A 25,034-nucleotide genomic window follows, 5' to 3' on the forward strand; every position below is an offset into this window, starting at 1 on the left:
CTCAGGTCAGGCCGCGGCGGCTTCAACAGCGGCCGGGAAAAGGGGGAGGTAGCTCGACGGCCGCACCAGCTCGAGACTGGCTTCGTCGGCAGGTAGGAGGCCCGCGACAGCAATGGTATTGCCGACGGGATGTGGAGACCCGAGCCGCTCCAGTGGCCACTTCGCCCGATTGAGAATGCGCTCAAACCGAACGTCCGTAACAGTGACGATCCGGTCGAAACCATTGGCCACCGACCATTCGATAATGCCGGCGAACAGAGTGTGGGTCGCATCGCGCAGTCCGCTCGCGGAAACGATGTCGCTGCGTTCAGTGTCGATGCAAAAGCGCGAGCTCTCGACCACGCGGCCCGATTTGGGCACGCAGGAAGCGTCGGCCAGGAACGGAAATGTCTGACCGAGCATCGTTGGTCCAGTGGACGGCAGCAGCCGGGCGCAACCGATCACCTGACCATCGTGGCCGACGAGCACGAGATAGGTCGGATCGAGCCGGTCGTACTCGTCCTTTTCCTGGTTGTGTTCGACCTGGACGTCCCAGTCTAACCTTTGCTTGAAGACCTTGGCGCGCAGTTCGTGCATGCGCTCGAGCAGACGTTGCTCACTACTTGTAGCCCTCGTGCGGCAAATGGCGACGACGCGCATGACCCAATCCTTAACCCATTGAATTGCGGTCTCTTGAATCCCGTGCGGCGGCGCACCGCCAGCTGTGAAAAGTCACAGGGGATGGAGAGTCGTCGCCGTGATAGACAGGGGGGAGTGCCCAGGGGCCGTTGCCGCACTTATGGCTGAATTGCGATGCAACTCGAAATTGCGACTACCCGAATTGAGGACAAAAACACCCGGAGAGGATCGTTGCCGAGCAAAGCCTTCGACCAGTTGCGAGACGCACTAGAAACGGCCCAGGGGATGGCGCCGGTCAAAGCCGCGGTGAAGGAGTTCGCCGGCGAATTGGGGTTTGACTGGTTTGCCTATCTCTCGGTTTGTGGGCCGGAGATCGACACGTTTTCGACGTACCCGCGCGCATGGCAAGGCCACTATATCAACAAGAAATACGCGAGCATCGATCCCGTCGTGCAGGAAGCCCGCCGTTCTGAACGCTGCTTTGCGTGGTCCGAACGCGATCTTGGACGAGCATTGTCGCCGGACCAGGTGCGCTTCCTTGGAGAAGCCGGGGATCATGGCATCGCATCGGGGATATCAGTGCCCGTGTCGGCCGGATTTGGCAGGACGGTATTATTCACGCTCGCGTCCTCGAACCGGTGTGACAATTGCCTGGTAAAATGCCCCTTCCTTGCCGCTTCGATTGCAGCGCACGTGGATGTCTATGCGCGGCGCTGGATGCTCGAGCCGATGCCTGCTGTCACCGTCAAGCTAAGCCCCAGAGAGAGGCTTTGTCTGAGCTGGATGGCAAAAGGCAAGCGCATGTCCGAAATCGCGCAAATCGTCGGAACCAAGGTCCGGACGGTCGAGTATCACCTGCAAAATGCTCGGCGAAAGCTGGATGCCACCAATGTCACTCACGCCGTGGCGCTTGCGGTGCGTCAACAGTTGATCTGATCCTGTTCGACCGCGTGAAGGCCGTTCCGCCTCTACCTCATGTAAGTTGTGGTTGGCGACGGCAAGAGAGTTGTCCGCGATGGCGCCTACGGCCCCGACCCTACCCGGCCGGCTGATCCTCCCCCAATGAAGTGGTCCGCCGTTATAGTTAGGAAAACGGAGGATCATAATGGCTACGAAACGACACAAGCCGGAAGAGATTGTCACGAAGTTGCGGCAGGTTGAGGTGCTTGTCGGCCAAGGCATGGCCCGGGTTGATGCGATCCGGGAGGTTCGCATTACCGAGCAGACGTTCTATCGATGGCGCAAGCAGTATGGTGGGATGGGAACCGACCAACTTAAGGAACTCAAACGGCTTCAAAAGGAGAACGAGCGGCTGAGGAAAGCCGTCTCGGATCTGACGCTGGACAAGCTCATCCTGGCTGAGGCTGCCCGGGGAAACTTCTAAGCCCTTCCCGTCGCCGTGCCTGCATTGACCAAGTTCGCCACCGGTTGAACGTCTCGGAGCGCCGGGCATGCAGGGTTCTGTGTCAGCATCGTTCCACCCAGCGCAAGCTACCAAGGGGCCGTGCTGATGAAGAACTCCTGATCGCGGACATGGTCGAGCTGGCTCGTCAGTATGGTCGCTATGGATACCGTCGGATTGCTGCACTGCTGAGAGATGCGGGCTGGCAGGTAAACGACAAGCGTGTCGAACGGCTATGGCGGCGGGAGGGGCTTAAAGTTCCCATGAAACAATCGAAGAAGGGCAGGCTCTGGCTCAATGACGGTTCATGCGTTCGGCTCAGGCCGGAGTATCGCAATCACGTCTGGTCATACGACTTCGTCCATTGTCGAACCGATGATGGCAAAGTGTTCCGCACGTTGAACATCCTTGATGAGTTTAGCCGGGAGTGTCTGGACATCAAGGTTGATCGCAAGCTCAATGCAACCAGCGTTGTCGATGCCCTGAGCGATCTGTTCATCCTGAGAGGGGTTCCAGCTTACATCCGGTCAGACAACGGCCCGGAGTTCGTGGCGCAAACAGTTCGCGACTGGATTGCAGCTGTCGGTGCCAGCACGGCCTACATTGAGCCTGGTAGCCCATGGGAGAACGGATACTGCGAGAGCTTCAACGCCAGGTTCCGAGACGAACTGCTCAATGGCGAGATCTTCTATAGCCTCAAGGAGGCGCAAATCCTGATCGAGCAATGGAGGAGACACTACAACACGAAACGACCGCACAGTGCACTGGGCTACCGCCCGCCGGCCCCTGAAACCACCATCCCAATGGACCAAAGGCCGATCATGCACTAACAATCAAACCGGACCACTCAAGTGGGGCTGATCACCAGCGCGATCTCAAGTGCACGGGCCGATATGTCCAGAAGTGTGATGTCGCTAAGTCCGGCCTCGAAAAGTCCGTCTCCCAATGCGGATGCCCCGGCGCCAATATCGATGACGCCGCGTTTAGCAATTGCACGATGCTCTAGGATCAGTCCCAGACTCGGTTCGGGCGTCGATTGGAACCAGGAAACGCTACTGTCGCCCTTTTCGTAAGCTTTTTCCCAATGTTCCTCCAAGTCTGTCATCTGATGCGCCTCAACTCACCGTAAACTGCCCCATCATACCTCCGTCTTCATGTTCGAGGATATGGCAGTGATACATGAACGGCGTTTCATAGCCCGCAGGATGGGTAAACCGAACAAGTAATTCGCTCTCCTGATCGATCACAAGCGTATCTTTCCACCCCGTACTTTCGGGCAACGGATCCCTGCCGTTTTCGCGAATGACTTGAAACGCCACTCCGTGAATGTGAAACGGATGAGCAAGCATGTTAGTGCTCACGACCCATCTCTCGGTATCGCCAAGGTTCACACGTTCGTTGATCACGTTCATCGCGAACGGATCGCCGTTGATGGCGAAGCCGCCCATCATGCCTCCCCCCATCATGCCGCCGCGTCCCATCATGCCGCCTCCCATGCCCATGTCGAGCGAGAAGCGTCTGGTTTTGATGGTTTCGGAATCCGCGAGCGCGGGCGGTTCGCCTCCAATCGCATCAGGCAAGAGGTCGACAGATGCAGGAAGACGTTCATCGACCAAGAACGGCAAAACCTCAAAACGCCGCGCGCCTGTCAAACCGTCGAGCATACCACGCGCGCGGCCCATCATGCCTCCCATCCCTTGATTGGGATCCCCATCGCTCATCAGCGACACGGCCTGCCCACTCGTGAAATCGACCAGGATCTCAGCGCGCTCTCCAGGTCCCATACGCAAAGTTTCAAGTGCCATGGGCCGGGGAAGATATCCGCCATCCGTGGCGATGAGATGCATCGGTCGCGAGTCACTGAGATAAAATGAATAAATCCGCGCGTTCGAGGCGTTGACGAGACGCAGTCGCACGATGCCCTTGGGCACATGGGCAGCGGTCCCGAATTGGCCGTTCACCAGAATGGTTTCGCCGGTCATTCCGTGCATGATGTCCATCATGGAATTCGCGTAGACCATGTTGCCGTTTCCGGTGAACCTTCGATCCTGAACAATGAGTGTCAGATCGTCCGTGCCATAAGATTCCGGCAAGCCTCGCTCGCCATCGCGGCCATCAACGATGTGGATTACGCCGGCCAGCCCGGCATAAACATCCTGTGCAGTCCGTCCATGGATGTGGGTATGGAAGAAGGCGGTACAGGGCTGTTGGCTGATTTCCATGTCCGGCGACCAACTGGAACCCGGTGCAATCGGAAGATGCGGCCCGCCGTCGTGTTCGCCGGGAACCAGCAGGCCGTGCCAGTGCGAACTGACGGGCCACGTGAGGGCATTGGCGACCTTCGGTTGCAGCGGTCCATTCTGAATTCGCACAACCGGACCAAGATAGGCTTGGTTGAAACCTAGTGTCGGTGTCGATCTCCCATCGAAAAAGCGGGTTTCACCGGCTTGAGCCATTAGCTCAAATCGACCAGACGCCAGTGTATCCAGCAATGGCGGCATTTTGAGGCGCGGCAGATTTGCTGCTTTGGCGAGGCTTATGGAGCTACGGCCATCCATGATGCCGTAAGCAGCCGCACCCGCAGCCAGAACCGCGCCACCTGCAAGTACTTTGCGGCGTGTCAGCATGGGGATATTCCTTTCAAGTTGGCTGGTTGTTCAGCCTCTATCGCGTCTCCGCCGGTTCCATGGCATAACGTGCATTCATCTCGTCGTGTCCGGCGCGGACTTCGTCCGGCCATGTGCTTTTAATATAGGATAGAACCGCAACGATTTCCGCATCGGACAGGATACCCTCGTAGGCGGGCATCGCCGATTTGTAGTCCTTCAAATTGGCAGCCTTGACGATTCCGAGCTTGGTAATCTTGAACAATATTTCGTCAGGGTGGTGCCATGTGTGGCCCGTTTCGTCATGTGGCGGCGCCGGCATCAATCCGTCGGGCCCCGGCGATCTCCAATCCTCGACCTGACCTTCCAGATTGGCGCCATGGCAGGACGCGCAATTGTCAGCGTAAATTGTGCTGCCCAAGGCAACAAGGCTCCGATCTTCTGGACGAAGCAGTGCATTGGCCTGCGCATCGTCCCGTCCAAGCAACTCCACGCCGAAGAAGATCATTGCACCGGCTGCGCAAAGGCCCAGAAGAATGATCAAAATGCGTTTTGAAAACATGGCAAGACCTACACAACGATTAGGGTCGAACCGCCGGGTACACGGCTATAGAGGTCGATGATGTCCTGATTCATCAAACGGACACAGCCGCTGGAGACCGCTTTTCCGATGGTCCAATATTCGGGCGATCCATGGATCCGGTAAAGCGTGTCTTCGCCGTTCTGAAAAATATAGAGCGCTCTTGCACCCAACGGATTATCCAGGCCGGGCGGCATGCCGCCATTCTCAGCGCTCCATTTCTCCAGTTCGGGCTGACGTTCGATCATTTCAGCAGGCGGGGTCCATTTGGGCCAAGCCTGTTTCCACTGGATCATGCCGCGTCCAGACCATTCAAAACCCTGCCTCCCAAGTCCGACGCCATAGCGCATGGCTTTGCCGCCTTCCTGCACCAGATGAAGATAGAATGTGTTGGTATCCACAATCAGTGTGCCGACAGGGTGGGGTGACGAATAATCGACCTGCCTGCGCCAGAACTGCTGCGGAACCTTTGTCAAATCGACAGCCGGTATCGGGAATTGCTCGCTGGGGATCGGTCCATATATGGAGACGAAACCGGGCGGCGGCCCGGCGGGCGCTGCCTTGCGCTCAAGGTCGACGGCATCGATTGTAGAACACCCAGTCAGGGCAAGTGCGGATGTCGCACTCGCCCCGATGATAAAGCTGCGCCGGTTCATTGCTTTCCGGCCTCATAAAATACCGTAGGCGTCTCTCCGGTTTTGCCGGTGAAGGCCAACACCTTGTACTGCGCTTTCGGATCATAACCCATGCCGAGCGATCCCATCGGCATGCCCGGTGTGGAAATGCCACGAATGTCGGGTAGTTCGGACATAAGCTTCTCCATCGCTTCCAGCGGCACATGGCCTTCGAGAACGTATTTGCGCTCTCCGCCCATCACCGCCGTGTGGCAGGCCTCAAGATCCTTGCCGACCCCCGCCTGTTGTTTGATGGAGGAAAGGTCTTCCATATCTTTGGTCTCGACCGTGTAGCCGGCTTTTTCGACGGCCTCGACCCAGACCTGACAGCATCCGCACCAGGGTGTCTTGAAGACGGTAATATGCTTGTCATCAGTCTCGCCTGCATGGGCGTGGAGTGTAAGCAGGTTGGCAGCCAGCAAGGAAGTGGCCGCGATTTTGATCAGTGTTTTCATTTCTGGTCTTGTCCTTTTTGTGAGTGTTGGCCGTGACAGGTCCGACCAATGATCTTGTGCATGACGAGGTGCGCACCAAGACAAATGCCGATTGGTACTAATGCGCCGAGCCGTTCAGCCCAATTTGCGTCAGGGCCCATGGCCCAGAGCAGCAATCCCGCACCACCGACCATCGGAATGCAGCATGCGATCATGATCCAATGGCCGGTATTGCGTGTCTCACGAACGCCTTCGATGGGTTGCGCATGGACTCTCGCCACGTTGGAGGAGAGCGCATAGGGGAACAGTTTTTGCGGACTGTTTTCCATCATAGCACCACCACCCTTGCGCCCACCGGAACCCTCTCATAGAGGTCCTCGACATGCGCATTGATCATCCGGATGCAGCCGTTTGAAACGGAACGCCCGATTGAAGACGGTTGGGTTGTGCCGTGAATCCGGTACATTGTGTCGCGGCCATTGCGGTACAAATACAACGCGCGCGAACCGAGAGGATTGTCCGGACCGCCTGGAACGCCATTAGCGTATTTGGCATATTTCCCCGGTTCCCGGCGGATCATGTTCTTGGTCGGGGTCCAGCTTGGCCATTTGGCCTTGCGCCCGATTTTTGCAGAACCCCGGAACGCCAATCCGGCTTTGCCGACGCCGACGCCATACCGACGTGCGGTTCCCACGCCAGTCTGCAGGTAGAGAAAATGGTTGCGTGGATCGACGATGATCGTACCCGGGCTGTATCCGGAAAAGCGAACGGTCTGCGGCTCGAACCGCGGATCAAGCTTGAACGGGCGCTTGTGTGCCCTTGCCATTGATGCTGGCGAAAGTGCCGAGGCCGCCAGGCCCAGCATGAAACTGCGTTTGGAAAGCATGTTTCCCTCTCAATCGAAAGTGTTTGTTGACGCCTAAAGCGGCGGTGAAAAACAACTCAGATTGAAATGGGAGGGCGCAGCGGAAAATAGACTGGCTGTCGCTGAAGTCCTGAATGGGCCGTGCTACGCACGTTTGCCATGACGGGCGATGGCTGACTTGCCAGGAACACTGGCAGATAGTGGCAATCCATCCCGCAATTGCCTGCCCTGTGATCCATGCCCGTCTCGGATTTCTGACAACACTTCATGGAGGCCGCAAGATCGGCAATCTCCATATTGTCATGCGCCGTACTGATTGAAATAGGCCCGCCCGCATGCGTTTGCGCTGTCGGCGGCAAAAATGCCCCGAAGACCAGCATGACAAACATGAGCAATGACAACAACTTGCGCATGAAAAAACTATAATGCCCTTCCAATTTATTTTCCACTGAGAACTCAGATGACTTCAAACCACGTCGTCATGCCGGCCGCTGCGTGCTCAAGCATATGGCAATGATAAAGCCTTTTGCCGGGATTATCCGCGACAAAGGCAATCTTTGTCGTCTGCTCTGGGCCCACCAAAAAAGTGTCCCGCCACGGCTTACCTTCATCGACTAAGCTGTCACCTCGCGAGATGATCCGGAAATGATGGCCGTGTATATGCATGGCATGGACCCAACCGGTTTGATTGACGGTCTCGATTACAATGGTTTCGCCGCTTTTGGCCTGAAACAGCGGCTTTTCGGAAAGATTTGCGACGCCGTTGAACGCCCATGCCTGTTTGGTATGCGGGGTATCTTCACCTTCAAGTCGCTTGCCATTGTAGGTGAAGTCGACGAAACCGCCCATGGCCCCCCTTCCATGACGACCTTCACGCTCCGGGCCTTTGGCAGATCAGGCTCCGTGGCCTGCTGCCGGTTTTTCGGACACGCAGTTAAGCTAGCATGGCGCGTTCCTCGAACTCGACAGGGCTCAGATAGCCCCCAGTGTCGAGTGCCTTCGCCGCGGATTGTAAAAGCGCTCGATGTAATCGAACACATCCGCCCTGGCGTCATCCCTCGTCCTGTAGAGCTTGCGGGCCGTCCGCTCGGTCTTGAGCGACGAGAAGAAGCTCTCCATCGCCGCATTGTCCCAGACATTGCCCGACCGGCTAATCGAAGAGGTGATGGCCTGATCGGCCATCAGCCGCTGGAATTGCTCGCTTGTATACTGGCTGCCCTGGTCGCTGTGGTGCAGCAGGCTGTCGGGCCTTCCTCTGCGCCAGATAGCCATGATGAGGGCGTCGGTCACGAGCCCCGCCGTCATCTCGGCTTTCATGGCCCAACCGACGACGCGCCGCGAGAACAGGTCGACGACGGCCGCGACGTGCGCCGTAGGTGCGATCACTGCTCTTGAAGCTGCAGTCGATCGCCGTCACCAACGCCTCATCGTTGCGACCACGCGCACTGGGGCTGCGGTTCAGCCAGGCATGAAAGCTCGAACGGGAGACATCCAGCGCCGCGCACAGCCATGCCACCGGCCAGATGCCCCGGTGCCTCGCGATAAAAGCGAACTTCATGTCACTTCCCTCGCGAAGTAGGCCGCCGCCTTTTTCAGGATGCCGCGCTCCGCCTTCAGCTTGGCGACTTACTTGCGCAACCGGTCTATCTCCAGTTGCTCCGGCTTCATCTGGCCATGGCCGGGAAACGCATGCTGCGGATCGGCCCCAAAAGCCGCAATCCACTTGCGCAACACATTCTCGTGAATGTCCAGATCCCGGGACGCTTGCGCGACCGATACGCCCCGATCCTTGATCAATCTAACCGCCTCAAGCTTGAACTCGCGGCTGAACTTCCTTCTTCCCATTCCCATTCTCCTGTTCCGTTAAACACCTTATCTCGGTGTCCACGAAACCGGCAGCAGGCCAAGCAGATCAACGCGTCGCTTAGGCTTGGGGAGGTCGGTAAACGCTCTCCGGCTTCAAACCTTCGGCAGATTGGACCATCGACGGGACCAATATCTGGATTGGCAGGCGATGAAAAGTCGAAATCACGGGTTCGGACAGCTGGAACGCATTGCACGCAGCGATACAGCAACCCGAGCCAGGGTTGGTTTGCACGGACTCGTCGATTTCATCCGGACAATGACTTTTATCGCTCTTGACCTGAATGTCATCGTGCCCGCCGGAAATGAGGAGGGCCTGTTCGCTTTCCACAACTATCATCGTTTCCGCATTCGCGGCATGGGAACCGCCAAGCGATGCAAAAAGAAGACCGACAAGGAGGGTCAAACGGAAAAGGCTGTTCACTTCCATCGACTTCAGATTAATGGAGAGGAAGCTCCATACGAAATTTTTAAAAGGAAAATCACAAATTCGTTGCGGTTCGAGTTTCCGCCATGAAAACTCGGTTTATAGCCGCCTCAATTTCCGATCGTCCTCGGCGCGAACAGGATGATCGCGGCGCCGATCAGGCAAACGGTTCCGCCTGCGAGATCCCAGATATCCGGACGGCGTCCTTCGGCGACCCAAAGCCAGGAGAGCGACGCAAGAATGTAGACCCCGCCATAGGCTGCATAGGCGCGCCCCGCGAATTCGGCGGGTGCCAGCGTCAGGAGCCACGCGAATACGGCAAGACTGACCATCCCCGGCAATAGCCAGATCGCGCCGGCGCCCTGTCGCATCCAGGACCAGAAGGCAAAGCAACCGGCGATCTCGGCCAGAGCAGCCCCGCCGTAGATTGCGAGCGTCGCCGGAACGTTCATGGTGTCTCCTCGGTCTCGGGATGCAGATGGTCCGTGGCGCAAAGCGAATGGTCACCGAGTACCTCGATGACCCGGCAGTCGGCGATCCTGCCGCCCGCGCATTGCACCACCATGCGTTCAAGCTCGGCCTTGAGGGCTGTCAACCGCGCAAGGCGATTTTCGACTTCGAGAAGCTGTGCCTTTGCGATGGCATCTGCGGCGGCGCAGGATTGATCAGGGTTGTCGGAAAGGCTGAGAAGGTCGCGGATCGCCTCGAGCGTGAACCCCAGGTCGCGCGCGTGCCGGATGAAGGCAAGCCTTTCGAGTGCCTTCGAGCCATAGAGCCGTTGATTGCCGGCGCTGCGCTCGGCCTCGGGCAAAAGGCCGATTTGCTCGTAATAGCGGATCGTCGGCACCTTGACCCCCGCCTTTGCCCCGAGCTTTCCGATGGTCAGCATCAGATTTCCCTTGAAGCTATAGTTGCTAGAGACATTAGATATCTGATTCGATGAAATCAATCGCCCGTTGAAGAGGACCGTAATGACGAACCGAGAGAACAACACCACCTGCGACTGGACCGTCTCGGGGATGGATTGCGGGTCCTGTGTAACCAAGGTCAAGGACGCGGTCGGGCGGCTGCCCGGCGTCAGCAATGTCGAGGTCGGTCTGATGTCCGAGCGGTTGCGCATGACGCTGGATGAAGCACAGACCGGACGCGACAAGGTCGAAAGCGTCGTCAAGTCGCTTGGCTATAGAATCGCGCCACGCGGCGCCGACGCGAAAAGGGAATTTGTCTTGCCCGGCGCAAGCGCACCCGACCACGGCGGTGACGACCACGCCGACCACGACCATGCGTCCGATGGCTCTGGTAGATCCCGGGACATCGGTCACGGCAGCCCGGGTCACGTTCACGACGACCCGGCAGACCGGGGGAAGCGATGGTACGAGACCAGCAAGGGCAAGCTGGTCATTTTCACGGCTTTCCTGCTTGGGCTGGCCTGGATCGCCGAACTGTTGGTCCCGACCGTCGGACAATGGCCCTTCGTCGTGGCCTGCCTGATCGGTGTGGCACCGGTGGCGCGCCGCGCTTTCGCCGCGTTGCGTCTGGGCCAGCCCTTCACCATCGAAAGCCTGATGACGCTCGCGGCCATTGGCGCGCTCTTCATCGACGCGGCCGAAGAAGCGGCGCTGGTCGTGTTTCTCTTCGCTGTGGGCGAAGTGCTGGAGGGCGTCGCGGCCGGCAAGGCGCGGGACGGGATCCGGGCGCTCGCGAACCTCGTGCCGAAGACCGCTCTTCTCGTGGTGGGAGACAGCACACGAGAGGTGGCCGCGGCGAGCCTGAGCGTGGGACAGACCGTTCTGGTGCGGCCCGGCGACCGCGTGCCGGCGGATGGCGAGATCGCCGAGGGCACGTCGGGGGTCGACGACAGCCCCGTCACGGGTGAGAGCGTCCCGGTGACCAAGGGGCCGGGCGATGCGGTCTTTGCCGGGTCGATCAACACCGAGGCGGCGTTGCGGGTGACGGTGACGAAAGCGGCCGAGGACAATACCATTTCCCGGATCATCCGGCTGGTCGAAGAGGCCGAGGAGGCGCGCGCGCCGACCGAGCGCTTCATCGACCGGTTCAGCCGCTGGTACATGCCGGCCATCGTCGCGGTCGCGACCCTGGTCGTGCTGGTGCCGCCTCTGGCCTTCGGTCAGCCTTGGGACACCTGGGTCTATCGCGGGCTGGCGCTGCTGCTGATCGGCTGCCCCTGCGCGCTGGTGATCTCGGTTCCGGCCTCGATCGCCTCGGCCCTGTCGACCGGGGCGCGGCGCGGGCTCTTGATGAAGGGCGGCGCGGTGATCGAGGCCGCGGCATCGGTCAAACGCATCGCCTTCGACAAGACCGGCACGCTGACCCATGGGCGCCCGGCTGTGACAGATGTGATGCCGTTCGGCACGACCACAGAAGCCGAGCTTCTGGCCGTCGCCGCGGGGGTCGAGACCGGGTCGAGCCATCCTCTCGCCGTCGCGATTCTGAACAGGGCGAAGGAGGTGGGGGTTGCAGCCCTCCCGTCGAAGGACGCGCGGGCGCTGATGGGCAAGGGCGTCACGGCCGAGGTCGCCGGCGCTCCCGCCTGGGTCGCCTCGCCGCGCCATGCCAGCGAGAATGGCGGGCTCGACGGGGCTGGCGTTCGGATGGCGACCAGGTTCGAGGATGAGGGCAAGACCGCCGTGGCGGTGTTCCGCGAGAAGCAGCCTTTGGGCCTGATCGCCATGCGCGACGAGCCACGCGCCGATGCGGCCGAAGCCGTGGCACAGCTGAAACGGCTTGGCGTCGCTCCGATGATCCTGACTGGCGACAACCCGCGCACGGCCGCCGCCATCGCCGGCCGGCTTGGCCTAGAGTTCCAGGCCGATTTGATGCCCGAGGACAAGCTCCGAGCGATCCGCGAAATGAGCGCCGATGGCGGCGTGATGATGATCGGCGACGGCATCAACGATGCGCCGGCGCTGAAACAGGCAAGCGTCGGCGTCGCGATGGGATCGGGCACCGACGTGGCACTCGAGACCGCCGATGCGGCGATCCTGCGCGACCGGGTCACGGACATTCCGGGCAAGATCCGTCTTGCGCGCGGCGCGATGGCAAACATCAGGCAGAACGTCACCATCGCGCTCGGGCTCAAGGCCGTCTTCCTCGTCACCTCCGTGATCGGCGTCACCGGCCTCTGGATCGCGATCCTCGCCGATACCGGCGCGACGGTTCTGGTGACGCTGAATGCGCTGCGGCTCCTGCGGTTCAACCCGGAACGGGAAGGCTGACGGCGGATGTCAGACCTGAGTGCATATGTTCAATGGGTACCTTTCGTTGCCGGAGTTTGGCTGCTCATGCGCGCGCTACTAGCGTTGCAGGACGAAACCATGGGTTTCTGGCCGCCTGCAGATCGAAAGGGCAGCGCCTACGCTGGCTTCATCTGGCCATTCCGGTGCCTGTTCTGGGGCCTGGTCGCCTTGACGATCCTCTCGGCCACGCGTGCTGCGCCCGAGCTCGGGACAGCATGCTTTGCTGTCGGGGCGGCGCTCATGATCGCGGGTTTCGGTGTCGCCGTGCTTGCAACGCTGCAACTGGGCTGGACCACGGCCTTCGGCGAGGACGGGCCACTCCGGCGCGGCGGCTGGTTCCGCTACAGCCGAAACCCGATCTACGTCGCGACCTGGGCAGGGCAGATCGGCTGGGCACTGGCGTTCCCGACGCCGCCGATCCTTGCTGCACTGGCTGTGTGGGCTGGCTTCTATGTCGCTGCGATCTTTCTCGAGGAGCGCAACCTGCTGAAATCACATGGTGCGCAGTTCGAGATTTACAAAGCCCAAACGGCCCGGTTCCTGGGCTTTTCGCACCACTTCGAACAGACGGAATGCTGACATGATCAACTGGTTCGGTTGGGCCGCGCTCGGGCTTTTTATTGCCTATCTCGCCTGCTTTTTCTGGGGCAACGCGCGTATCTCACAAGCTGCGGGACGATCGGTCTGGCTGTTTGGGACGGCACGCGGAAGGGACCGCTGGGCCGCGGCGGGATTTCGCGCGGCCTTTGTGCTCTCCTTCCTCGGCCCAATCGCGTGGTTGGCCTTTCCAGGCCTTCACAAGCTTGACCCGCTCTGGACCGCGGGACGCTTCCCGTTGATCGGGCTTGCAGGGGTTGGCCTGGCCTGTGGCGGAGCGCTACTTGCGATTGTCGCACAGGTATCGATGGGTACGTCCTGGCGGGTTGGTGTCCAGGCTGGCGCAACCGGAGATCTGGTTTCGAGCGGACTCTTCCGCTTCAGCCGCAACCCAACATTCGTTGGGCAGGCCGCTCTGCTGGCTGGCGTCGCGCTCGCAGTGCCTTCGGCCCCTACAATCCTTGCGGCACTTCTGTTCCTTTGGTCGGCCACCAGTCAGATTCGCAGCGAGGAAGCTGCCCTGCGCCAATCTCTTGGCCAGGAGTATGAACGCTACGCCGCTTCGGTCCCGCGCTGGATCGGTCTTCGCCGTATGGGTGCCAAATGAACATGCGATGGGTTATGGCGCTGATCGGCTTGGCCACGTTGGCCGATCAACTGACAAAAGCCGCAGCGCTGTCCTTGCTTTCGCGTGGCGAGGTGGTGCCGGTTCTTCCCGGCTTCAACCTGACGCTCGGCTTCAATGAGGGTGCGAGCTTCGGCATGCTGTCGGGCGTCATGGCTGGCAGACCGGTCCTGATGGCAGCTCTGACCGGCGTCTTGACGTTGATCTTCGCCGTGATGGCCTTCCGTGCCCGCCACCCATTGGAGCGGGGCGGGCTGGCGCTGGTGGTTGGCGGGGCGCTCGGCAACATCATCGACCGGCTGCGGCAGGGCGCCGTCACTGATTTTCTCGATCTCTACTGGCGTGACTGGCACTGGCCCACGTTCAATGGTGCGGATATCGCGATAACCTTGGGTGCGCTCTGCATCCTTGTCGCCTCTTTTCCGTCACGCGGCCGAAAGGAGCCTGTTGTTGACCGACCCTGAATCCCAGCGGCTGAACCGCGACGAGCTTCTCATCACGGTCGCGTTCCTGATCGCAATGGCTGCGACGCTTGGCGCGCTTTTCATCGGCGAAGTGCTGGGGCAGATGCCCTGCACGCTTTGCTGGTATCAGCGCATCGCGATGTTCCCGCTGGTGCCAATCCTCGGCCTGTCGCTCTGGCGTGGCGATGGGATGGCAAGGCCCTACAGCCTGACGTTGACTCTAGCCGGCATGGCGCTGGCCATTTGGCATTCTGGCCTCTATGCAGGATGGATTCCGCAAAGCGTTGCTCCCTGCACAAGGGACGGACCGTCCTGCACCGATCAGGCGCAGGCGATCTTGAGCATCCCGATCCCCTACCTCTCACTGATCGCGTTTTCCGCGATCCTGATCTGTCTCATCCTGCCGAAAGGAAACCGCCTATGAACCGTCGTGCTCTCTTGATCGGGGCCTCTGCCCTCGGCCTTGCCGCTTTCGGGGGAGGAGCTTTTCTGATGAAACGTCGCCGCAGGGCCGAAGCAGAAGCGGCCGCAGGGGAGACGCCGGCCGCGGACCCGACATTGCTTGTCCGCCCCTACTCTCCGACTTTCGGCCCTGCGGACGCTCCGGTGACGCTTATTGAGTTCTTCGACCCTTCCTGCGAGGCCTGCCGCGCTTACCATCCAGTGGTTCAGGAAATCCGCCGTCAGTTCCCGACGCAGGTTCGGGTGGTGTTGCGCTATACGGTGTTTCACGAAGGCTCGGACGAGGCTGTGCGCATCCTCGAGGCCGCGCGCATGCAGGACAGGTTCGAGCCGGTTCTTGATGCCCTGCTCGAACAGCAGCCAGGCTGGGCGGTACACGGTTCGCCTCAAATGGACGTTGCCTGGGAGATAGCTGCCGCTGCCGGCCTCGATGTCGAAAGGGCCGAAAGCGACAGGCTGTTTCCGGGCATAACCGGCACGCTCAATCAGGACTCTGCCGACGTCGAGGCTCTGGGGATTCGCCAGACACCGACATTCTATGTGAACGAGAAACGGCTGGAGAACTTCAGCCCCGACAGCCTGATCGCTGAAGTCCGCTTCGCCGTGGAGAATTCCTGACACGGGCGTCAGTTGCGGTCGGCAAAGTCCGAAAACAGCGCAAGCGTGCGCTGGCTGACGTGATGCTCGATCCCCTCGGCATCGCGTTCAGCGGTTTCCGGGTCAAGCCCCAGGCGCAAGAGGAAGCGAAGGACGATCTCGTGCCGCTCGCGGCATTCCTTGGCGAGAGCGCGCCCCTCCTCGGTCAGAAACACCGAGCGATACTTGGCGCGCGTGATCAGACCGTCACGGGCCAGGCGGCCGAGCGTTTTAGCAACCGTCGGCGCCGTCACCCCCATTCGTGCCGCGATGTCGACGGGCCGCGCTTCGCCTTGCTCATGAATAAGCTCTGCGATCAGCTCGACATAGTCTTCGGCTACTTCGCTGCGCCGCGCCTCTCGAACGCCAATGAAGGCTTCCACCCGGGCTTCGGCAGGGCGAGCTTCGGATTCCTGGTGTTCTGATGCTAGGTTTTCGTCGGTCGACATACTTTACTTTCGCACGAACCCGATTGACTCGTAAAGTCTTTGCAATGATTATTAGCCGAAGCTAACTTTTTACGCCATGTCGTGTGTATCTGCGCGGCCGAACGAGACAACGTCCATGACCTCCGAAAACGAAAAACGAGATCACGACAGAGCCCACGCTCCAGACAACAGTGACTGGGCGTCGGTCTCGGCATCCCGTCGTGCACTGCTCGTCGGCGGACTGGCCGCGGCGGGGGGAGCTGCTGTCGCGGCGGGCCGAGCGCGGTCGCAATCCCCGCCGGACCCGATGGCGGGGCACGACATGTCCACGCCCACCGATCCCTACACTGCCCCGAGCGGCGACATGGCGCATGGCAGCATGACGACCGTAGGCCAAGTCGACCACGCCCGGAACGGCTTCGAACCGACCGCGATGCTGACCGACTGGGACACCGGACGCACCAAAATCCTTCCCGACGGCCGGACCTTGCGGACCTTCGAGGTCGACGCCTCTGACCGTGAGATCGAGATCGCGCCGAGAGTGTTCTTTCCGGCCTGGACGTTCAACGGTCGCGTGCCCGGGCCGGCATTAAGAGCGCGCGAGGGCGAGCGGCTGCGGATCGTGTTCCGAAACCTCGGATCGCACCCGCATTCCATGCACTTTCACGGCATCCACTCGGCCCGCATGGATGGTGTCCCCGGCGCCGGGCTGATCGGGCCCGGCGAGGAATTCATCTACGAGTTCGACGCCAGGCCCTTTGGCTGTCACCTCTACCACTGCCACGCCCTGCCGCTGAAACGGCACATGCACAAGGGCATGTACGGCCTCTTCGTGATCGACCCAGACCCGGCTCGTCAGACCGTTCCCGCGCTTGCCTCCGTCGCGGCGTCCCGCGTCCTTGGCAGCCCGGAAAACGCGCGCTGGCAGGAGCTGGCGATGGTGATGAACGCCTTCGACACCAATTTCGACGGCGAGAACGAGATCTACGCCGTGAACACGGTCGGTCAGATCTACATGAACGAGCCGATCCGGATCGACAAGTCGCGCCCGGTGCGCGTCTACCTGATGAACGCGACCGAGTTCGACCCGATCAACTCGTTCCACCTGCACGCGAATTTCTTCGACTACTACGACACAGGCACAACGCTGACGCCGACCCTGCGCACGGTCGATGTGATCATGCAATGCCAGGCGCAGCGCGGGATCCTCGAGTTCAGTTTCGCCGACCATGAGGACGGCCTCTACATGTTCCACGCCCATCAGGCCGAATTCACAGAACTCGGCTGGGTCGGCATGTTCGACGTGAGGGAACCCGGCGCATGAGCGAGCAGAGCCATCCCACCCGCTCGCCCCTCACCCGGCTGCTGCTGGTCGCGGTGCCGCTTGCCGCGATGCTGGGCGCCTTCGTCTGGATCGCCTCGCTCGATCCGTTGCGCGGCTTCAACAACGGTGCGCCACCGGTCGAGGCGCTGACGGTCGAGCGCACCATTCTCGATGGTTCGGGGATCGCGCTCCTGGTGCGCGCGGGCGGCTCGGAGGACATGGTGATCGCCCAGGTCGCGGTGGATGACGCCTATTGGGACTTCCGACAGGATCCTCCGGGGCCGATCGCGCGGGGCGGCGTGGTCTGGCTGCGCATTCCCTATCCTTGGGTCCACGGCGAGGCCCATCACGTCAACCTGTTGACCAACACCGGCGCGACCTTTGGACACGAGATCGCCGTCGCCGTCTCGACGCCCCGGGCCACCGGCAGTCAAATTCGGCTGCAGGCGGTCGTCGGGGCCGTCGTCGGGCTTCTGCCGGTGGCGCTCGGCCTGATGTTCTATCCCGCCATGAGAGGCGTCGGGCGGCGCGGGATGAATTTCCTTCTCGCGCTCACGGTGGGCCTTCTGGCCTTCCTTCTTATCGACATGACATCGGAGGCACTGGAGTTGGCGGCCGAGGCAGCGGCCCTGTTCCAGGGGTCTGCCCTGGTCTGGCTCGCGGCTCTTGCGAGTTTCCTAATGCTGATGGCGGTCGGGCGATGGCGCGGCAGTCCCGAAGGGATCGCGCTCGCCTTCTTCATCGCCCTCGGGATCGGGCTGCACAACTTCGGCGAGGGGCTGGCAATCGGCGGGGCCTTCGCGGCCGGATCGGCGGGATTGGGAACCTTCCTCGTCCTCGGCTTTGCGCTGCACAATGTCACCGAAGGCATCGGCATCGCGGCGCCGATGCTGCGGGCTCGCCCGGCCCTCTGGACCTTCGCAGCTCTGACCCTCCTCGCCGGGGGACCGGCCATCCTTGGCATGTGGGCGGGAAGTCTTGCCTATGCGCCGCAATGGTCGGCCCTGGCGCTTGCCGTCGGGGTGGGCGCGATCCTTCAGGTCATGGTCGAGGTCACCGCCTATCTTTTGCGCCAGAACGCGGATCGGCAAGCGGCGCTGTTTTCTCCCGCAGTCCTTGGCGGTTTCCTCGGCGGGATTGCCTTCATGTATGCGACGGCAGCCTTGATCAAGATCTGACGTGTGGACAGACGTTTCCTGTCTCTCGTTGCAGGGTGGGCGGCGAGTCGCCCTCTGATCGCCGCTCAAACTTGCGTGATCTTCCTGGCGAGGGGTTGCAGCTATAGCCGCTAGAGGGTCTAGCCAGTGCAAAGAGAAGAGCGCCAAAGACGATGCAATTGAGAACCCTGCAGAAAATACTCTGGTCCGCCGCCGCTTTTGCCACGCTGGCATTCGGGTTATGGCAATTCTCTCAGGATCGCGGTCCATCTGTCGGTGAACAAGCGCCGTTTCGTCCGACCTTTGCTCTGCCGGACGCAGAAGGGCAGCTTCGGACGCAAGCGGATTTTGAGGGCAAGTACCTGCTGGTCTTCTTCGGCTTTACCAATTGTCCCGACGTCTGTCCGACGACGCTGGCCGAGGTGGCGCAGGTCATGGACGACCTCGGCGACCAGGCTGCCAATGTGCAACCCTTGTTCATCTCGGTCGATCCCGTACGGGATCGGGCGCTCGGACTTGCGGAGTTCACCGGCGCCTTCCACCCATCCATTCTGGGACTGGCCGGTGACGACACACAAACGCGGGCGGCTGCGGACAGTTTCTACATCCACTACGAGCGTCAGGATGACACGACCGCCCCGGACGGGTATTCAATGTCCCACAGCCCGGCGCTATATCTGGTCGGACCCGACGGCGAATGGCTACGGCAGTTCAGCTACGGCACTCCCGCCGCAGAAATCCTTGCAGACCTGAGATCGAGATTGTGATCGCGATGAAGACCCAGATCATTTCCACCCTCATTCTGATGGCCGCGTCCCCGGCAATAGCCTGCGAAAGCACGACATTTGGTGATCTCAGCATAGCCAACCCATGGTCCCGCGCGACCATCGGCGCGGGCCGTCCGGCGGTCTTCTATGTCGCAATTACCAACGACGGTGCATCCGATGACGCCCTTGTCGCCATTTCGACCCCGGCTGCCGGCAGGCCGATGCTGCATGAAACCACCGTGACGGACGGAGTCGCCTCGATGCCGCATGCGATGTCGATCCCGCTGCCGGCAGGTCAGACCGTGCAGCTTGCCCCAGGCGGCTATCATGGGATGCTGATGGGTCTGACTGCGGCGCTGAAGGAGGGTGAGACTTTCCCGGTCACCCTGACATTCGAGGTGGCAGGCGACGTTACGGTGAATGCTGAAGTGCTGTCCTTGCGCGTGGAGGGACCAGATTGCGAAACCGACGGGCAGTAATTCTTGGCATTGGCGGAGGGCTCGGCGCGCTAGCCTTCACCCTCGGTCTCGGCTGGTGGCGAAGCAGTGGCGCCGTGTCGTCGTCGGCTGACCTTCTGCCCGTGCCGATTTCCGAAATGGACTTCGATCTGATCAGCCATGGCGGCGAGCGGGTGCGGCCAGCCGACTGGATTGGCAGGCCAACGATGGTCTTCTTCGGCTTCACGTGGTGCCCCGACGTCTGTCCGACCACTCTGAGCGACATTTCAGGATGGCTGGACGATCTCGGCCCCGATGCCGACCGGCTGAACGTATCGCTCATAACCGTCGATCCCGAGCGTGACTCGCCCGAAGTTCTGGCCGACTACCTCTCGCATTTCGACCCACGCATCGTTGGTCTGACCGGAACTTTGTCCGAGATCGGACGGGCAGCATCGGGGTTTCGTGCCCGGTTCGAGAAGGTTCCGCGTGAGGACGACTACACCATGGATCACACGGCTGGCGTGTTCCTGTTTCGCGCCGATGGCCGCTTTGCGAGCATCATCGACTACCACGAGGACCGCCGCTTCGCGGTGCCGAAGATCCGCAGGGCCATGCAGTGACCTGCCGAAAGGGAACCGGTGGCCCCGGCGTAAACCATACAAGCAACGGAGTAGGACAATGACCCGAGAGATCCGATTTTCCCGTCGAGCATTGATAGTGTCAGGCTTGGTCACCGCCGCGCTGGGGACCACTTCAGCCTGGGCCCAGACAAGCGCCATTCATGTCGTCAAGGGAACCGGGTGCGAATGCTGCAATGCCTGGATCGCTTACCTGCGCGACGAAGGGTTTAGCGTGACCGAGGAGGAACGCTATGGCACCCTCCTGATGACCTACAAATCCGAGGTCGGGGTGCCGCAGAGCATGATTTCCTGCCATACCGGCATGATCGACAGCTATGTCCTCGAAGGTCACGTGCCCGCCGCCGATATCCGACGCCTCTTGACCGAACGGCCGGATGCCATCGGACTGGCTGTGCCAGGCATGCCTTACGGCTCTCCCGGCATGGGGCCGGAAGAGGAACGCGAGGCCTATGAGGTCATGCTGATTGCTCGTGACGGTTCCGGAACGGTCTTCAGCCGCTATGAGGAATTGGGGTGAACACATCCCGCATGAATCGACAATTCGCCTCCACATTCACCCACGAGCAATCATAGGCGGTTACCGCTGCCGTCGCACCATTAATGTAAAGCTTCATGCTTACGAATTGTGTTAAAGCCAGAATGTCGGTGTTGGGTAAACCTTGGCAATCGACGCGCTAATTCCTCCGCGAGACAGAAGCAGACGATATGTTTGCTTAACAACTCAATCGCAACATGAAAAACGCGCGACATTGCGCAAATTGGTGCCGCTCGTATTAGGGCAAAAAATTTTTAGGCAACCGGAAACAATTCCGGCAGCCCCCGGTAGACGCCAATTGAGCGCGGAGTGCGTGAGGACGCAGTATCGATACAACCAAAGGAATCTCTAACTTGATCGAAACCAGAGAAATTGACGCCCATTTGCCGGTCTTAAGATTTAAGAAAAAGCCCCATCCGCACCCGGCGTTACAAAGAGTCGAACCGATCACCAATAAGAAAATGAAGTCAATTCGCTGACATTCTTGGTTTTTTAGGGTGAATATGCCTTCATTCGGCAATCGATTTCCTTGCTCACACGATCCGCGCTGGCTCTTAGCACCTCGTCCACAAAATGCGTATATCGACTGGTGACCGTGCCAAGGCTGTGTCCTAGCATCGCAGCAATTGTAGCGTCGGAATAGTTGAGCTCAGCCGCGACTGAGGCATAGCTGTGGCGGAGCGTGTGCATTACGGCACCTTCGATTTCGGCGCGTTGGCAAATCTGGATCCAAATTTTGCGCAGACCATCATACGCGCCGTTACCCCTGACCGCCGGAAACAGGAATTCAGATGAACGGTCACTTGGAAGCGAACTGATCAGCGCAAAGGCAGCCGAGCCGATTGGCCGAATTTGCGCGCCAGTCTTCGAGTCTTCCAACCTGAAGCAGCCGCAATGCTCATCGATCTCCCGGCGCTTGAGCAACCGCACTTCGCCGACGCGACATCCCGTAAGCGTCAATAACCGGATTGCGTTGATGGCAACAGAACTGATCCCTTCTGCCTCCAATTCAACCATCGCCCGTCCCAATGCTTCATATTCCTGAGGCCGGAAGAACCGCGTCCGCTTCTGATCGACGCCGCACCTGATGCCATGGCAAGGATTGGCTTCGCACAATCCCATGTCGCGAGCATAGGTCATCATGCCACTGAGAAGCGCAACGGTCCGGCGCGCTGTTCCGCCGCCACCAGAGACAATGGAGCGCCCACGCTTTTTGCCGGACCTGATGTTGCGCTTGGTCTTTCCTTCCCGGATGTCGATGACGAACCGCTCCACTGTTCGGCGGTCCAGTGATGCTACTGGAAGTTTGCCGATTAGCGGGCGGATATGGGTCTCGATACGGCCGACATCCGTGGCGATCGTGGTTGCCTTCTTGGGCCGGTTGAAACGGGTAAGATATCGACCGGCACAGATGTCATCCATGTACTGATCGCACAACTCGGCGATGGTCATGTCGGCTCTTTTTTGCCGTTTCTGTTCGGATGGGTTTTGCCCCATCCGAACTTCACCGAGTTTCTTCATCGCCTCTGTGCGCGCCTGGTCGGGAGTAAGGTGACCATAGCGGCCAATCGTGTATCGGCGCGTCCGATTGTTTTCGTCGCGATACTGGATCAGGAATGACTTCTGGCCGGTCGCAAAGACGCGAACACCAAAGCCTTTCAGCTCGTCACACCACAGGAAATAATCCTTCGCACCTGGCGGGCTCTGGTCGATCAGACGCTTGGAAATTTTCGGCATGGCAGCGGTCCCGCACGGAAGCAATACGGAAGCAAAATCAGCGAAAAGTCGGAAATCTCAGTCCAAAGCCGTCAATCGTGATATTGCTCTAACATCATGATTATAATGGTATTTTCCAAATATGGCCATGTTTGGGAACAGTGCGAAAAACACCTAAATGCCCGCTCCGAAGGCAGAGGTCACAGGTTCGAATCCTGTCGGGTGCGCCATTTTTTCCCATAGCGCGCATCGCTGACAGGCGCGCTACCGGGCCGGCTTGAGGACGCTGACCAGTCTCTCCCCCTGCTGGACTGTTTCGATTTCACCGCGGCGCACCAGCCGGTTCACATGTGCAAGTGTCTCGGTGAAGGCGAAACTCATCTGGTGCGCGTCCAGCTCGCGCGGAAACAGAACCGGCACAAGGTCGGCCACCGAATGGGGGTCGGCCGCACAGGCCTCCCGGATCCGGTCGCAGCGTTCCTCGTGGTGATCCTCCAGCTCGGTGCAACGGGCATGAAGGCCGATGAACGGCCGCCGGTGTCCGGCCAAAACCAGGACATCTTCGGGCAGTTCGTTTCGCATGAGGCGAAGCGATCGCAGGTAATGCCCGAGCGGATCGCCATTGGGTTCACCGGCAAAGACGCTGACATTCGGCGAGATCCGCTCAAGAACCTGGTCGGCGGCGAACAGGAGGTTGTCGGCCTCCGAATACAGCATCACCTGTTCCTGGGCGTGACCGTCCCCGGTCACCACGCGCAGCGAACGGCCGCCGATCTCCAGCACATCCGCCATGACCAGGCGCAGGAAACGGTCCGGCAGGGCCGAGACCCGGCGCAGGTATTCGTTGCCCTGGATCGCCACCAGACTGGCATGCTCTTCGCTCATGCCATGCCCGCGATAGAAGTCGAACGTGTAGCGCGTCATGTTCTCGCTGCGGGCAAGCGAGATGAACTGGCTGCCCATGTAGGTGGAGTAACTGGTGAGCAGCGGCGCATTGAACCGCTCGCACAGCCAGCCTGCCAGCCCGATATGGTCGGGATGATGATGCGTCACGATCACCCGCGTGATCGTCTCTGCGCGCATCGGTCCCGAAAGCAGGGTCTCCCAGACCTTCTTGGCCTCCCCGGTCTGGATGCCGGTATCGATCACCGCCCAGCCTGCTCCGTCGCGCAGGAAATAGATGTTCACGTGGTCGAGGCGATAGGGCAGCGGAATGCAGGTCCAGAGGATGCCCTCACGCACCTCGATCATTTCGCCGTAAGCCGGCATGGTTTGGAAGGGAAAGCGGAGTGTTCCGCTGTCCGGCACTGGCGCCTTGCTGACCATGTTGAAAGAACTCTCCCTGAATGGAATGGCGCGCGCGGCGCTTTTTCGAATCATGCCCTGACAGCCGATCCCGGCTGGAACATATCGTCCCCGCCTCTCGTTGTCGGAAGAATTCGGGACATACGATGAGGAGAACAGGTCCATGCATTCGATTATCTATGTGATCGGCCTCGTGGTTGTCGTCCTTGCCGTCCTCAGCTTCATCGCATGATTGGAAGGGACTTTCCATGACCACCGAGACCCGCAACCCCAACAATCCGTCAGGTGCCGGCCCGATGTCCGAAGCCGGCAGGACAGCGGAAGACGAGGCCCGCAACCTGCGCTCGGATGCTGTCCACGAAGCGCGCAAGCTGAAGGACCAGGCGTCGGAAGAAGTGCGCGCCCGCGCCGACGATGCCAAGGACACGATGGCCGAAGAGGTCTCTTCCGTCGGCAAGGCATTTCGCACCGCCTCCGGCGAATTGCGTGAAGGCTCGCCCCAGGAACAGCTCTTCAGCACCATGGCGGAAGGCTTGGCCGATTTCGCCGATTCCGTCCGCGGCCGTTCAGTTTCCGATCTGGTTCACGAAGTCAGCGACTTCGGCCGGCGTAATCCCGCCGCATTCCTTGGTGGTGCGGCGCTGCTTGGCTTTGCCGCCGTCCGCGCCGCGCGCGCTTCCGGGCGCGACAGGACACCTGTTTCCGGGACCGCCGGTTCGGTGCCGCGTGCAAGTGCCGCTGAACCTGCGGCAACGAGGCCGTCCGCTGCGTCTGCACCGTCCTCCACCGCGAGAGTGCACAGAGCCGAGGATATCTGACCGATGGATGATACGAAAACCAACCAGAGCACCACATCGCTTGTCGGCAATGCGCTTGAAAGCCTGACCGGCCTCGTCCGGTCCGAAATCGATCTCGCCCGCGCCGAGGCGGACCAGAACATGCGCCGCGCCGGCATGGCACTGGGTTTCCTCGCGGCCGCGCTCGTCCTGTTTCTGACAGCGCTGAACGTGCTCGCCGCCGCCGTGGCCGCCGGTCTGGCCGAACTGGGGATCGATTCCGGCTGGGCCGCGCTCATCGTCGGTGTGGCGATAGCCCTCATCGGCTGGGCGCTGATGCAGAAGGGCCTCAATGACCTGAAGCTTTCGAGCCTTGCGCCAAGCCGGACGGCGGAAAACGTCAAGCGCGATGCACAAGCCGTGAAAGGAGCCTGA

The 25,034-nt window shown here is 60.5% G+C and carries 32 protein-coding genes and 1 pseudogene; 17 read left to right on the forward strand and 16 right to left on the reverse strand.

The genetic code is table 11. The features are described 5' to 3' along the window. Positions 1-6: 6 nt before the first annotated feature. On the reverse strand, positions 7-639 hold the full coding sequence (locus tag R3D65_RS06205; RefSeq protein WP_156715764.1) for an acyl-homoserine-lactone synthase: 633 nt from the start codon (positions 637-639) through the stop codon (positions 7-9). A 210-nt stretch (positions 640-849) separates the two neighbouring features. Between R3D65_RS06205 and R3D65_RS06210 the strand changes: the two genes are divergently transcribed. Together R3D65_RS06210 and R3D65_RS06215 are read left to right on the forward strand one after the other, a co-directional pair. Beyond that, the gene (locus tag R3D65_RS06210) at positions 850-1,554 is read left to right on the forward strand and encodes an autoinducer binding domain-containing protein (RefSeq protein ID WP_197435281.1); all 705 of its coding nucleotides are present in this window, start codon (positions 850-852) and stop codon (positions 1,552-1,554) included. Positions 1,555-1,723: 169 nt separating this feature from the next. After that, positions 1,724-2,850 (forward strand): IS3 family transposase gene (locus R3D65_RS06215; RefSeq protein WP_371274372.1). Its coding sequence is split into 2 segments (ribosomal slippage): positions 1,724-1,988 and positions 1,988-2,850, totalling 1,128 coding nucleotides; the frame shifts between segments, so codons are not numbered across the junction. Between the two features lie 17 nt (positions 2,851-2,867). On the opposite strand, the gene R3D65_RS06220 is transcribed toward R3D65_RS06215, so the two are convergent. From R3D65_RS06220 to R3D65_RS06265, 10 genes and pseudogenes are all read right to left on the reverse strand, one after another. After that, positions 2,868-3,125, reverse strand: coding sequence for a hypothetical protein (locus R3D65_RS06220; RefSeq protein WP_371274373.1), 258 nt, complete (start codon positions 3,123-3,125; stop codon positions 2,868-2,870). 10 nt (positions 3,126-3,135) lie between these two features. Continuing rightward, positions 3,136-4,647, reverse strand: coding sequence for a multicopper oxidase family protein (locus R3D65_RS06225; RefSeq protein WP_371274374.1), 1,512 nt, complete (start codon positions 4,645-4,647; stop codon positions 3,136-3,138). Between the two features lie 37 nt (positions 4,648-4,684). Next, entirely contained in the window at positions 4,685-5,188 is a 504-nt protein-coding gene (locus tag R3D65_RS06230) for a cytochrome c (protein ID WP_075995222.1), read from the reverse strand. 8 nt (positions 5,189-5,196) lie between these two features. Continuing rightward, complete coding sequence (locus R3D65_RS06235) at positions 5,197-5,862, reverse strand: L,D-transpeptidase (protein ID WP_371274375.1); 666 nt, start codon at positions 5,860-5,862, stop codon at positions 5,197-5,199. Further along, on the reverse strand, positions 5,859-6,335 hold the full coding sequence (locus R3D65_RS06240; protein ID WP_075995223.1) for a DUF411 domain-containing protein: 477 nt from the start codon (positions 6,333-6,335) through the stop codon (positions 5,859-5,861). Before R3D65_RS06240 ends, R3D65_RS06235 begins: the two co-directional genes overlap by 4 nt. Next, complete coding sequence (locus R3D65_RS06245) at positions 6,332-6,646, reverse strand: hypothetical protein (RefSeq protein WP_075995224.1); 315 nt, start codon at positions 6,644-6,646, stop codon at positions 6,332-6,334. Before R3D65_RS06245 ends, R3D65_RS06240 begins: the two co-directional genes overlap by 4 nt. Next, a complete protein-coding gene (locus R3D65_RS06250; RefSeq protein WP_371274997.1) occupies positions 6,643-7,140 on the reverse strand; it encodes a L,D-transpeptidase in 498 nt (165 codons plus the stop codon). The genes R3D65_RS06245 and R3D65_RS06250 overlap by 4 nt, the downstream gene beginning before the upstream one ends. Before the next feature lie 116 nt (positions 7,141-7,256). After that, positions 7,257-7,628 (reverse strand): hypothetical protein, encoded by a 372-nt coding sequence (locus R3D65_RS06255; RefSeq protein ID WP_371274376.1) that lies wholly within the window; start codon positions 7,626-7,628, stop codon positions 7,257-7,259. A gap of 7 nt (positions 7,629-7,635) precedes the next feature. Continuing rightward, positions 7,636-8,028: a multicopper oxidase domain-containing protein gene (locus R3D65_RS06260; protein WP_075995226.1), complete on the reverse strand. Its 393-nt coding sequence runs from the start codon at positions 8,026-8,028 to the stop codon at positions 7,636-7,638. Positions 8,029-8,113: 85 nt separating this feature from the next. Further along, a pseudogene (locus R3D65_RS06265) lies at positions 8,114-9,024 on the reverse strand (IS3 family transposase). Positions 9,025-9,193: 169 nt separating this feature from the next. Between R3D65_RS06265 and R3D65_RS06270 the strand changes: the two are divergent. Then, a complete protein-coding gene (locus R3D65_RS06270) occupies positions 9,194-9,559 on the forward strand; it encodes a hypothetical protein (RefSeq protein ID WP_156892361.1) in 366 nt (121 codons plus the stop codon). Positions 9,560-9,579: 20 nt separating this feature from the next. Here R3D65_RS06270 and R3D65_RS06275 read toward each other — a convergent pair whose 3' ends face one another. Together R3D65_RS06275 and R3D65_RS06280 are read right to left on the reverse strand one after the other, a co-directional pair. Then, positions 9,580-9,921 (reverse strand): YnfA family protein, encoded by a 342-nt coding sequence (locus R3D65_RS06275; RefSeq protein ID WP_075995229.1) that lies wholly within the window; start codon positions 9,919-9,921, stop codon positions 9,580-9,582. Further along, on the reverse strand, positions 9,918-10,358 hold the full coding sequence (locus tag R3D65_RS06280; protein ID WP_075995230.1) for a helix-turn-helix domain-containing protein: 441 nt from the start codon (positions 10,356-10,358) through the stop codon (positions 9,918-9,920). Before R3D65_RS06280 ends, R3D65_RS06275 begins: the two co-directional genes overlap by 4 nt. An 82-nt stretch (positions 10,359-10,440) precedes the next feature. Here R3D65_RS06280 and R3D65_RS06285 point away from each other — a divergent pair, with 82 nt between their 5' ends. The 6 genes from R3D65_RS06285 (at position 10,441) to R3D65_RS06310 (ending at position 15,492) form a co-directional block, all read left to right on the forward strand. Further along, positions 10,441-12,705, forward strand: a complete 2,265-nt coding sequence (locus tag R3D65_RS06285; RefSeq protein ID WP_075995231.1) for a heavy metal translocating P-type ATPase — start codon at positions 10,441-10,443, stop codon at positions 12,703-12,705. Positions 12,706-12,804: 99 nt separating this feature from the next. After that, positions 12,805-13,305, forward strand: coding sequence for an isoprenylcysteine carboxylmethyltransferase family protein (locus tag R3D65_RS06290; protein ID WP_371274377.1), 501 nt, complete (start codon positions 12,805-12,807; stop codon positions 13,303-13,305). Between the two features lies 1 nt (position 13,306). After that, positions 13,307-13,930, forward strand: a complete 624-nt coding sequence (locus R3D65_RS06295; RefSeq protein ID WP_075995233.1) for an isoprenylcysteine carboxylmethyltransferase family protein — start codon at positions 13,307-13,309, stop codon at positions 13,928-13,930. 14 nt (positions 13,931-13,944) lie between these two features. Further along, positions 13,945-14,412, forward strand: a complete 468-nt coding sequence (lspA, locus tag R3D65_RS06300) for a signal peptidase II (protein ID WP_205410819.1) — start codon at positions 13,945-13,947, stop codon at positions 14,410-14,412. Next, positions 14,399-14,836 (forward strand): disulfide bond formation protein B, encoded by a 438-nt coding sequence (locus R3D65_RS06305; protein ID WP_156892363.1) that lies wholly within the window; start codon positions 14,399-14,401, stop codon positions 14,834-14,836. The genes lspA and R3D65_RS06305 overlap by 14 nt, the downstream gene beginning before the upstream one ends. 68 nt (positions 14,837-14,904) lie before the next feature. After that, complete coding sequence (locus R3D65_RS06310; RefSeq protein WP_244530551.1) at positions 14,905-15,492, forward strand: thioredoxin domain-containing protein; 588 nt, start codon at positions 14,905-14,907, stop codon at positions 15,490-15,492. Between the two features lie 8 nt (positions 15,493-15,500). Here the strand turns inward: R3D65_RS06310 and mntR are convergent, their stop codons facing one another. Continuing rightward, on the reverse strand, positions 15,501-15,959 hold the full coding sequence (mntR, locus tag R3D65_RS06315) for a manganese-binding transcriptional regulator MntR (protein WP_075995236.1): 459 nt from the start codon (positions 15,957-15,959) through the stop codon (positions 15,501-15,503). A gap of 115 nt (positions 15,960-16,074) precedes the next feature. On the opposite strand from mntR, the gene R3D65_RS06320 reads away from it, so the two are divergent. The 6 genes from R3D65_RS06320 to R3D65_RS06345 all read left to right on the forward strand — a co-directional run bounded on the left by R3D65_RS06320 (position 16,075) and on the right by R3D65_RS06345 (position 20,784). After that, positions 16,075-17,262, forward strand: coding sequence for a multicopper oxidase domain-containing protein (locus tag R3D65_RS06320; RefSeq protein ID WP_083649278.1), 1,188 nt, complete (start codon positions 16,075-16,077; stop codon positions 17,260-17,262). Further along, complete coding sequence (locus R3D65_RS06325) at positions 17,259-18,440, forward strand: ZIP family metal transporter (protein ID WP_075995237.1); 1,182 nt, start codon at positions 17,259-17,261, stop codon at positions 18,438-18,440. The genes R3D65_RS06320 and R3D65_RS06325 overlap by 4 nt, the downstream gene beginning before the upstream one ends. Before the next feature lie 152 nt (positions 18,441-18,592). Further along, positions 18,593-19,186 (forward strand): SCO family protein, encoded by a 594-nt coding sequence (locus tag R3D65_RS06330; protein ID WP_075995238.1) that lies wholly within the window; start codon positions 18,593-18,595, stop codon positions 19,184-19,186. Between the two features lie 5 nt (positions 19,187-19,191). Continuing rightward, the gene (locus tag R3D65_RS06335) at positions 19,192-19,665 is read left to right on the forward strand and encodes a copper chaperone PCu(A)C (protein WP_371274378.1); all 474 of its coding nucleotides are present in this window, start codon (positions 19,192-19,194) and stop codon (positions 19,663-19,665) included. 74 nt (positions 19,666-19,739) lie between these two features. Continuing rightward, complete coding sequence (locus tag R3D65_RS06340) at positions 19,740-20,246, forward strand: SCO family protein (protein ID WP_371274379.1); 507 nt, start codon at positions 19,740-19,742, stop codon at positions 20,244-20,246. A 58-nt stretch (positions 20,247-20,304) separates the two neighbouring features. Then, the gene (locus R3D65_RS06345; RefSeq protein ID WP_075995240.1) at positions 20,305-20,784 is read left to right on the forward strand and encodes a DUF411 domain-containing protein; all 480 of its coding nucleotides are present in this window, start codon (positions 20,305-20,307) and stop codon (positions 20,782-20,784) included. A gap of 510 nt (positions 20,785-21,294) precedes the next feature. Here R3D65_RS06345 and R3D65_RS06350 read toward each other — a convergent pair. Next, complete coding sequence (locus R3D65_RS06350; protein ID WP_075995241.1) at positions 21,295-22,539, reverse strand: site-specific integrase; 1,245 nt, start codon at positions 22,537-22,539, stop codon at positions 21,295-21,297. A gap of 243 nt (positions 22,540-22,782) precedes the next feature. After that, positions 22,783-23,844 (reverse strand): MBL fold metallo-hydrolase, encoded by a 1,062-nt coding sequence (locus R3D65_RS06355; protein WP_371274380.1) that lies wholly within the window; start codon positions 23,842-23,844, stop codon positions 22,783-22,785. A gap of 227 nt (positions 23,845-24,071) precedes the next feature. Here R3D65_RS06355 and R3D65_RS06360 point away from each other — a divergent pair, with 227 nt between their 5' ends. Continuing rightward, the gene (locus tag R3D65_RS06360) at positions 24,072-24,641 is read left to right on the forward strand and encodes a hypothetical protein (RefSeq protein ID WP_371274381.1); all 570 of its coding nucleotides are present in this window, start codon (positions 24,072-24,074) and stop codon (positions 24,639-24,641) included. A 3-nt stretch (positions 24,642-24,644) separates the two neighbouring features. Continuing rightward, complete coding sequence (locus R3D65_RS06365; protein WP_371274382.1) at positions 24,645-25,034, forward strand: phage holin family protein; 390 nt, start codon at positions 24,645-24,647, stop codon at positions 25,032-25,034.

Source organism: Zhengella sp. (assembly GCF_041397485.1).
Classification (GTDB): domain Bacteria; phylum Pseudomonadota; class Alphaproteobacteria; order Rhizobiales; family Rhizobiaceae; genus Zhengella.

Coding starts and splice junctions, on each gene's coding strand:
- R3D65_RS06345 (WP_075995240.1), top strand. CDS start 20,305: ATGACCCGAGAGATCCGATTTTCCCGTCGAGCATTGATAGTGTCAGGC.
- R3D65_RS06235 (WP_371274375.1), bottom strand. CDS start 5,862: ATGAACCGGCGCAGCTTTATCATCGGGGCGAGTGCGACATCCGCACTT.
- R3D65_RS06325 (WP_075995237.1), top strand. CDS start 17,259: ATGAGCGAGCAGAGCCATCCCACCCGCTCGCCCCTCACCCGGCTGCTG.
- R3D65_RS06230 (WP_075995222.1), bottom strand. CDS start 5,188: ATGTTTTCAAAACGCATTTTGATCATTCTTCTGGGCCTTTGCGCAGCC.
- R3D65_RS06310 (WP_244530551.1), top strand. CDS start 14,905: ATGAAACGTCGCCGCAGGGCCGAAGCAGAAGCGGCCGCAGGGGAGACG.
- lspA (WP_205410819.1), top strand. CDS start 13,945: ATGGCGCTGATCGGCTTGGCCACGTTGGCCGATCAACTGACAAAAGCC.
- R3D65_RS06290 (WP_371274377.1), top strand. CDS start 12,805: ATGGGTTTCTGGCCGCCTGCAGATCGAAAGGGCAGCGCCTACGCTGGC.
- R3D65_RS06225 (WP_371274374.1), bottom strand. CDS start 4,647: ATGCTGACACGCCGCAAAGTACTTGCAGGTGGCGCGGTTCTGGCTGCG.
- R3D65_RS06285 (WP_075995231.1), top strand. CDS start 10,441: ATGACGAACCGAGAGAACAACACCACCTGCGACTGGACCGTCTCGGGG.
- mntR (WP_075995236.1), bottom strand. CDS start 15,959: ATGTCGACCGACGAAAACCTAGCATCAGAACACCAGGAATCCGAAGCT.
- R3D65_RS06260 (WP_075995226.1), bottom strand. CDS start 8,028: ATGGGCGGTTTCGTCGACTTCACCTACAATGGCAAGCGACTTGAAGGT.
- R3D65_RS06335 (WP_371274378.1), top strand. CDS start 19,192: ATGAAGACCCAGATCATTTCCACCCTCATTCTGATGGCCGCGTCCCCG.
- R3D65_RS06220 (WP_371274373.1), bottom strand. CDS start 3,125: ATGACAGACTTGGAGGAACATTGGGAAAAAGCTTACGAAAAGGGCGAC.
- R3D65_RS06330 (WP_075995238.1), top strand. CDS start 18,593: ATGCAATTGAGAACCCTGCAGAAAATACTCTGGTCCGCCGCCGCTTTT.
- R3D65_RS06295 (WP_075995233.1), top strand. CDS start 13,307: ATGATCAACTGGTTCGGTTGGGCCGCGCTCGGGCTTTTTATTGCCTAT.
- R3D65_RS06320 (WP_083649278.1), top strand. CDS start 16,075: ATGACCTCCGAAAACGAAAAACGAGATCACGACAGAGCCCACGCTCCA.
- R3D65_RS06350 (WP_075995241.1), bottom strand. CDS start 22,539: ATGCCGAAAATTTCCAAGCGTCTGATCGACCAGAGCCCGCCAGGTGCG.
- R3D65_RS06205 (WP_156715764.1), bottom strand. CDS start 639: ATGCGCGTCGTCGCCATTTGCCGCACGAGGGCTACAAGTAGTGAGCAA.
- R3D65_RS06275 (WP_075995229.1), bottom strand. CDS start 9,921: ATGAACGTTCCGGCGACGCTCGCAATCTACGGCGGGGCTGCTCTGGCC.
- R3D65_RS06240 (WP_075995223.1), bottom strand. CDS start 6,335: ATGAAAACACTGATCAAAATCGCGGCCACTTCCTTGCTGGCTGCCAAC.
- R3D65_RS06365 (WP_371274382.1), top strand. CDS start 24,645: ATGGATGATACGAAAACCAACCAGAGCACCACATCGCTTGTCGGCAAT.
- R3D65_RS06270 (WP_156892361.1), top strand. CDS start 9,194: ATGAAAAGTCGAAATCACGGGTTCGGACAGCTGGAACGCATTGCACGC.
- R3D65_RS06280 (WP_075995230.1), bottom strand. CDS start 10,358: ATGCTGACCATCGGAAAGCTCGGGGCAAAGGCGGGGGTCAAGGTGCCG.
- R3D65_RS06250 (WP_371274997.1), bottom strand. CDS start 7,140: ATGGCAAGGGCACACAAGCGCCCGTTCAAGCTTGATCCGCGGTTCGAG.
- R3D65_RS06360 (WP_371274381.1), top strand. CDS start 24,072: ATGACCACCGAGACCCGCAACCCCAACAATCCGTCAGGTGCCGGCCCG.
- R3D65_RS06355 (WP_371274380.1), bottom strand. CDS start 23,844: ATGGTCAGCAAGGCGCCAGTGCCGGACAGCGGAACACTCCGCTTTCCC.
- R3D65_RS06245 (WP_075995224.1), bottom strand. CDS start 6,646: ATGATGGAAAACAGTCCGCAAAAACTGTTCCCCTATGCGCTCTCCTCC.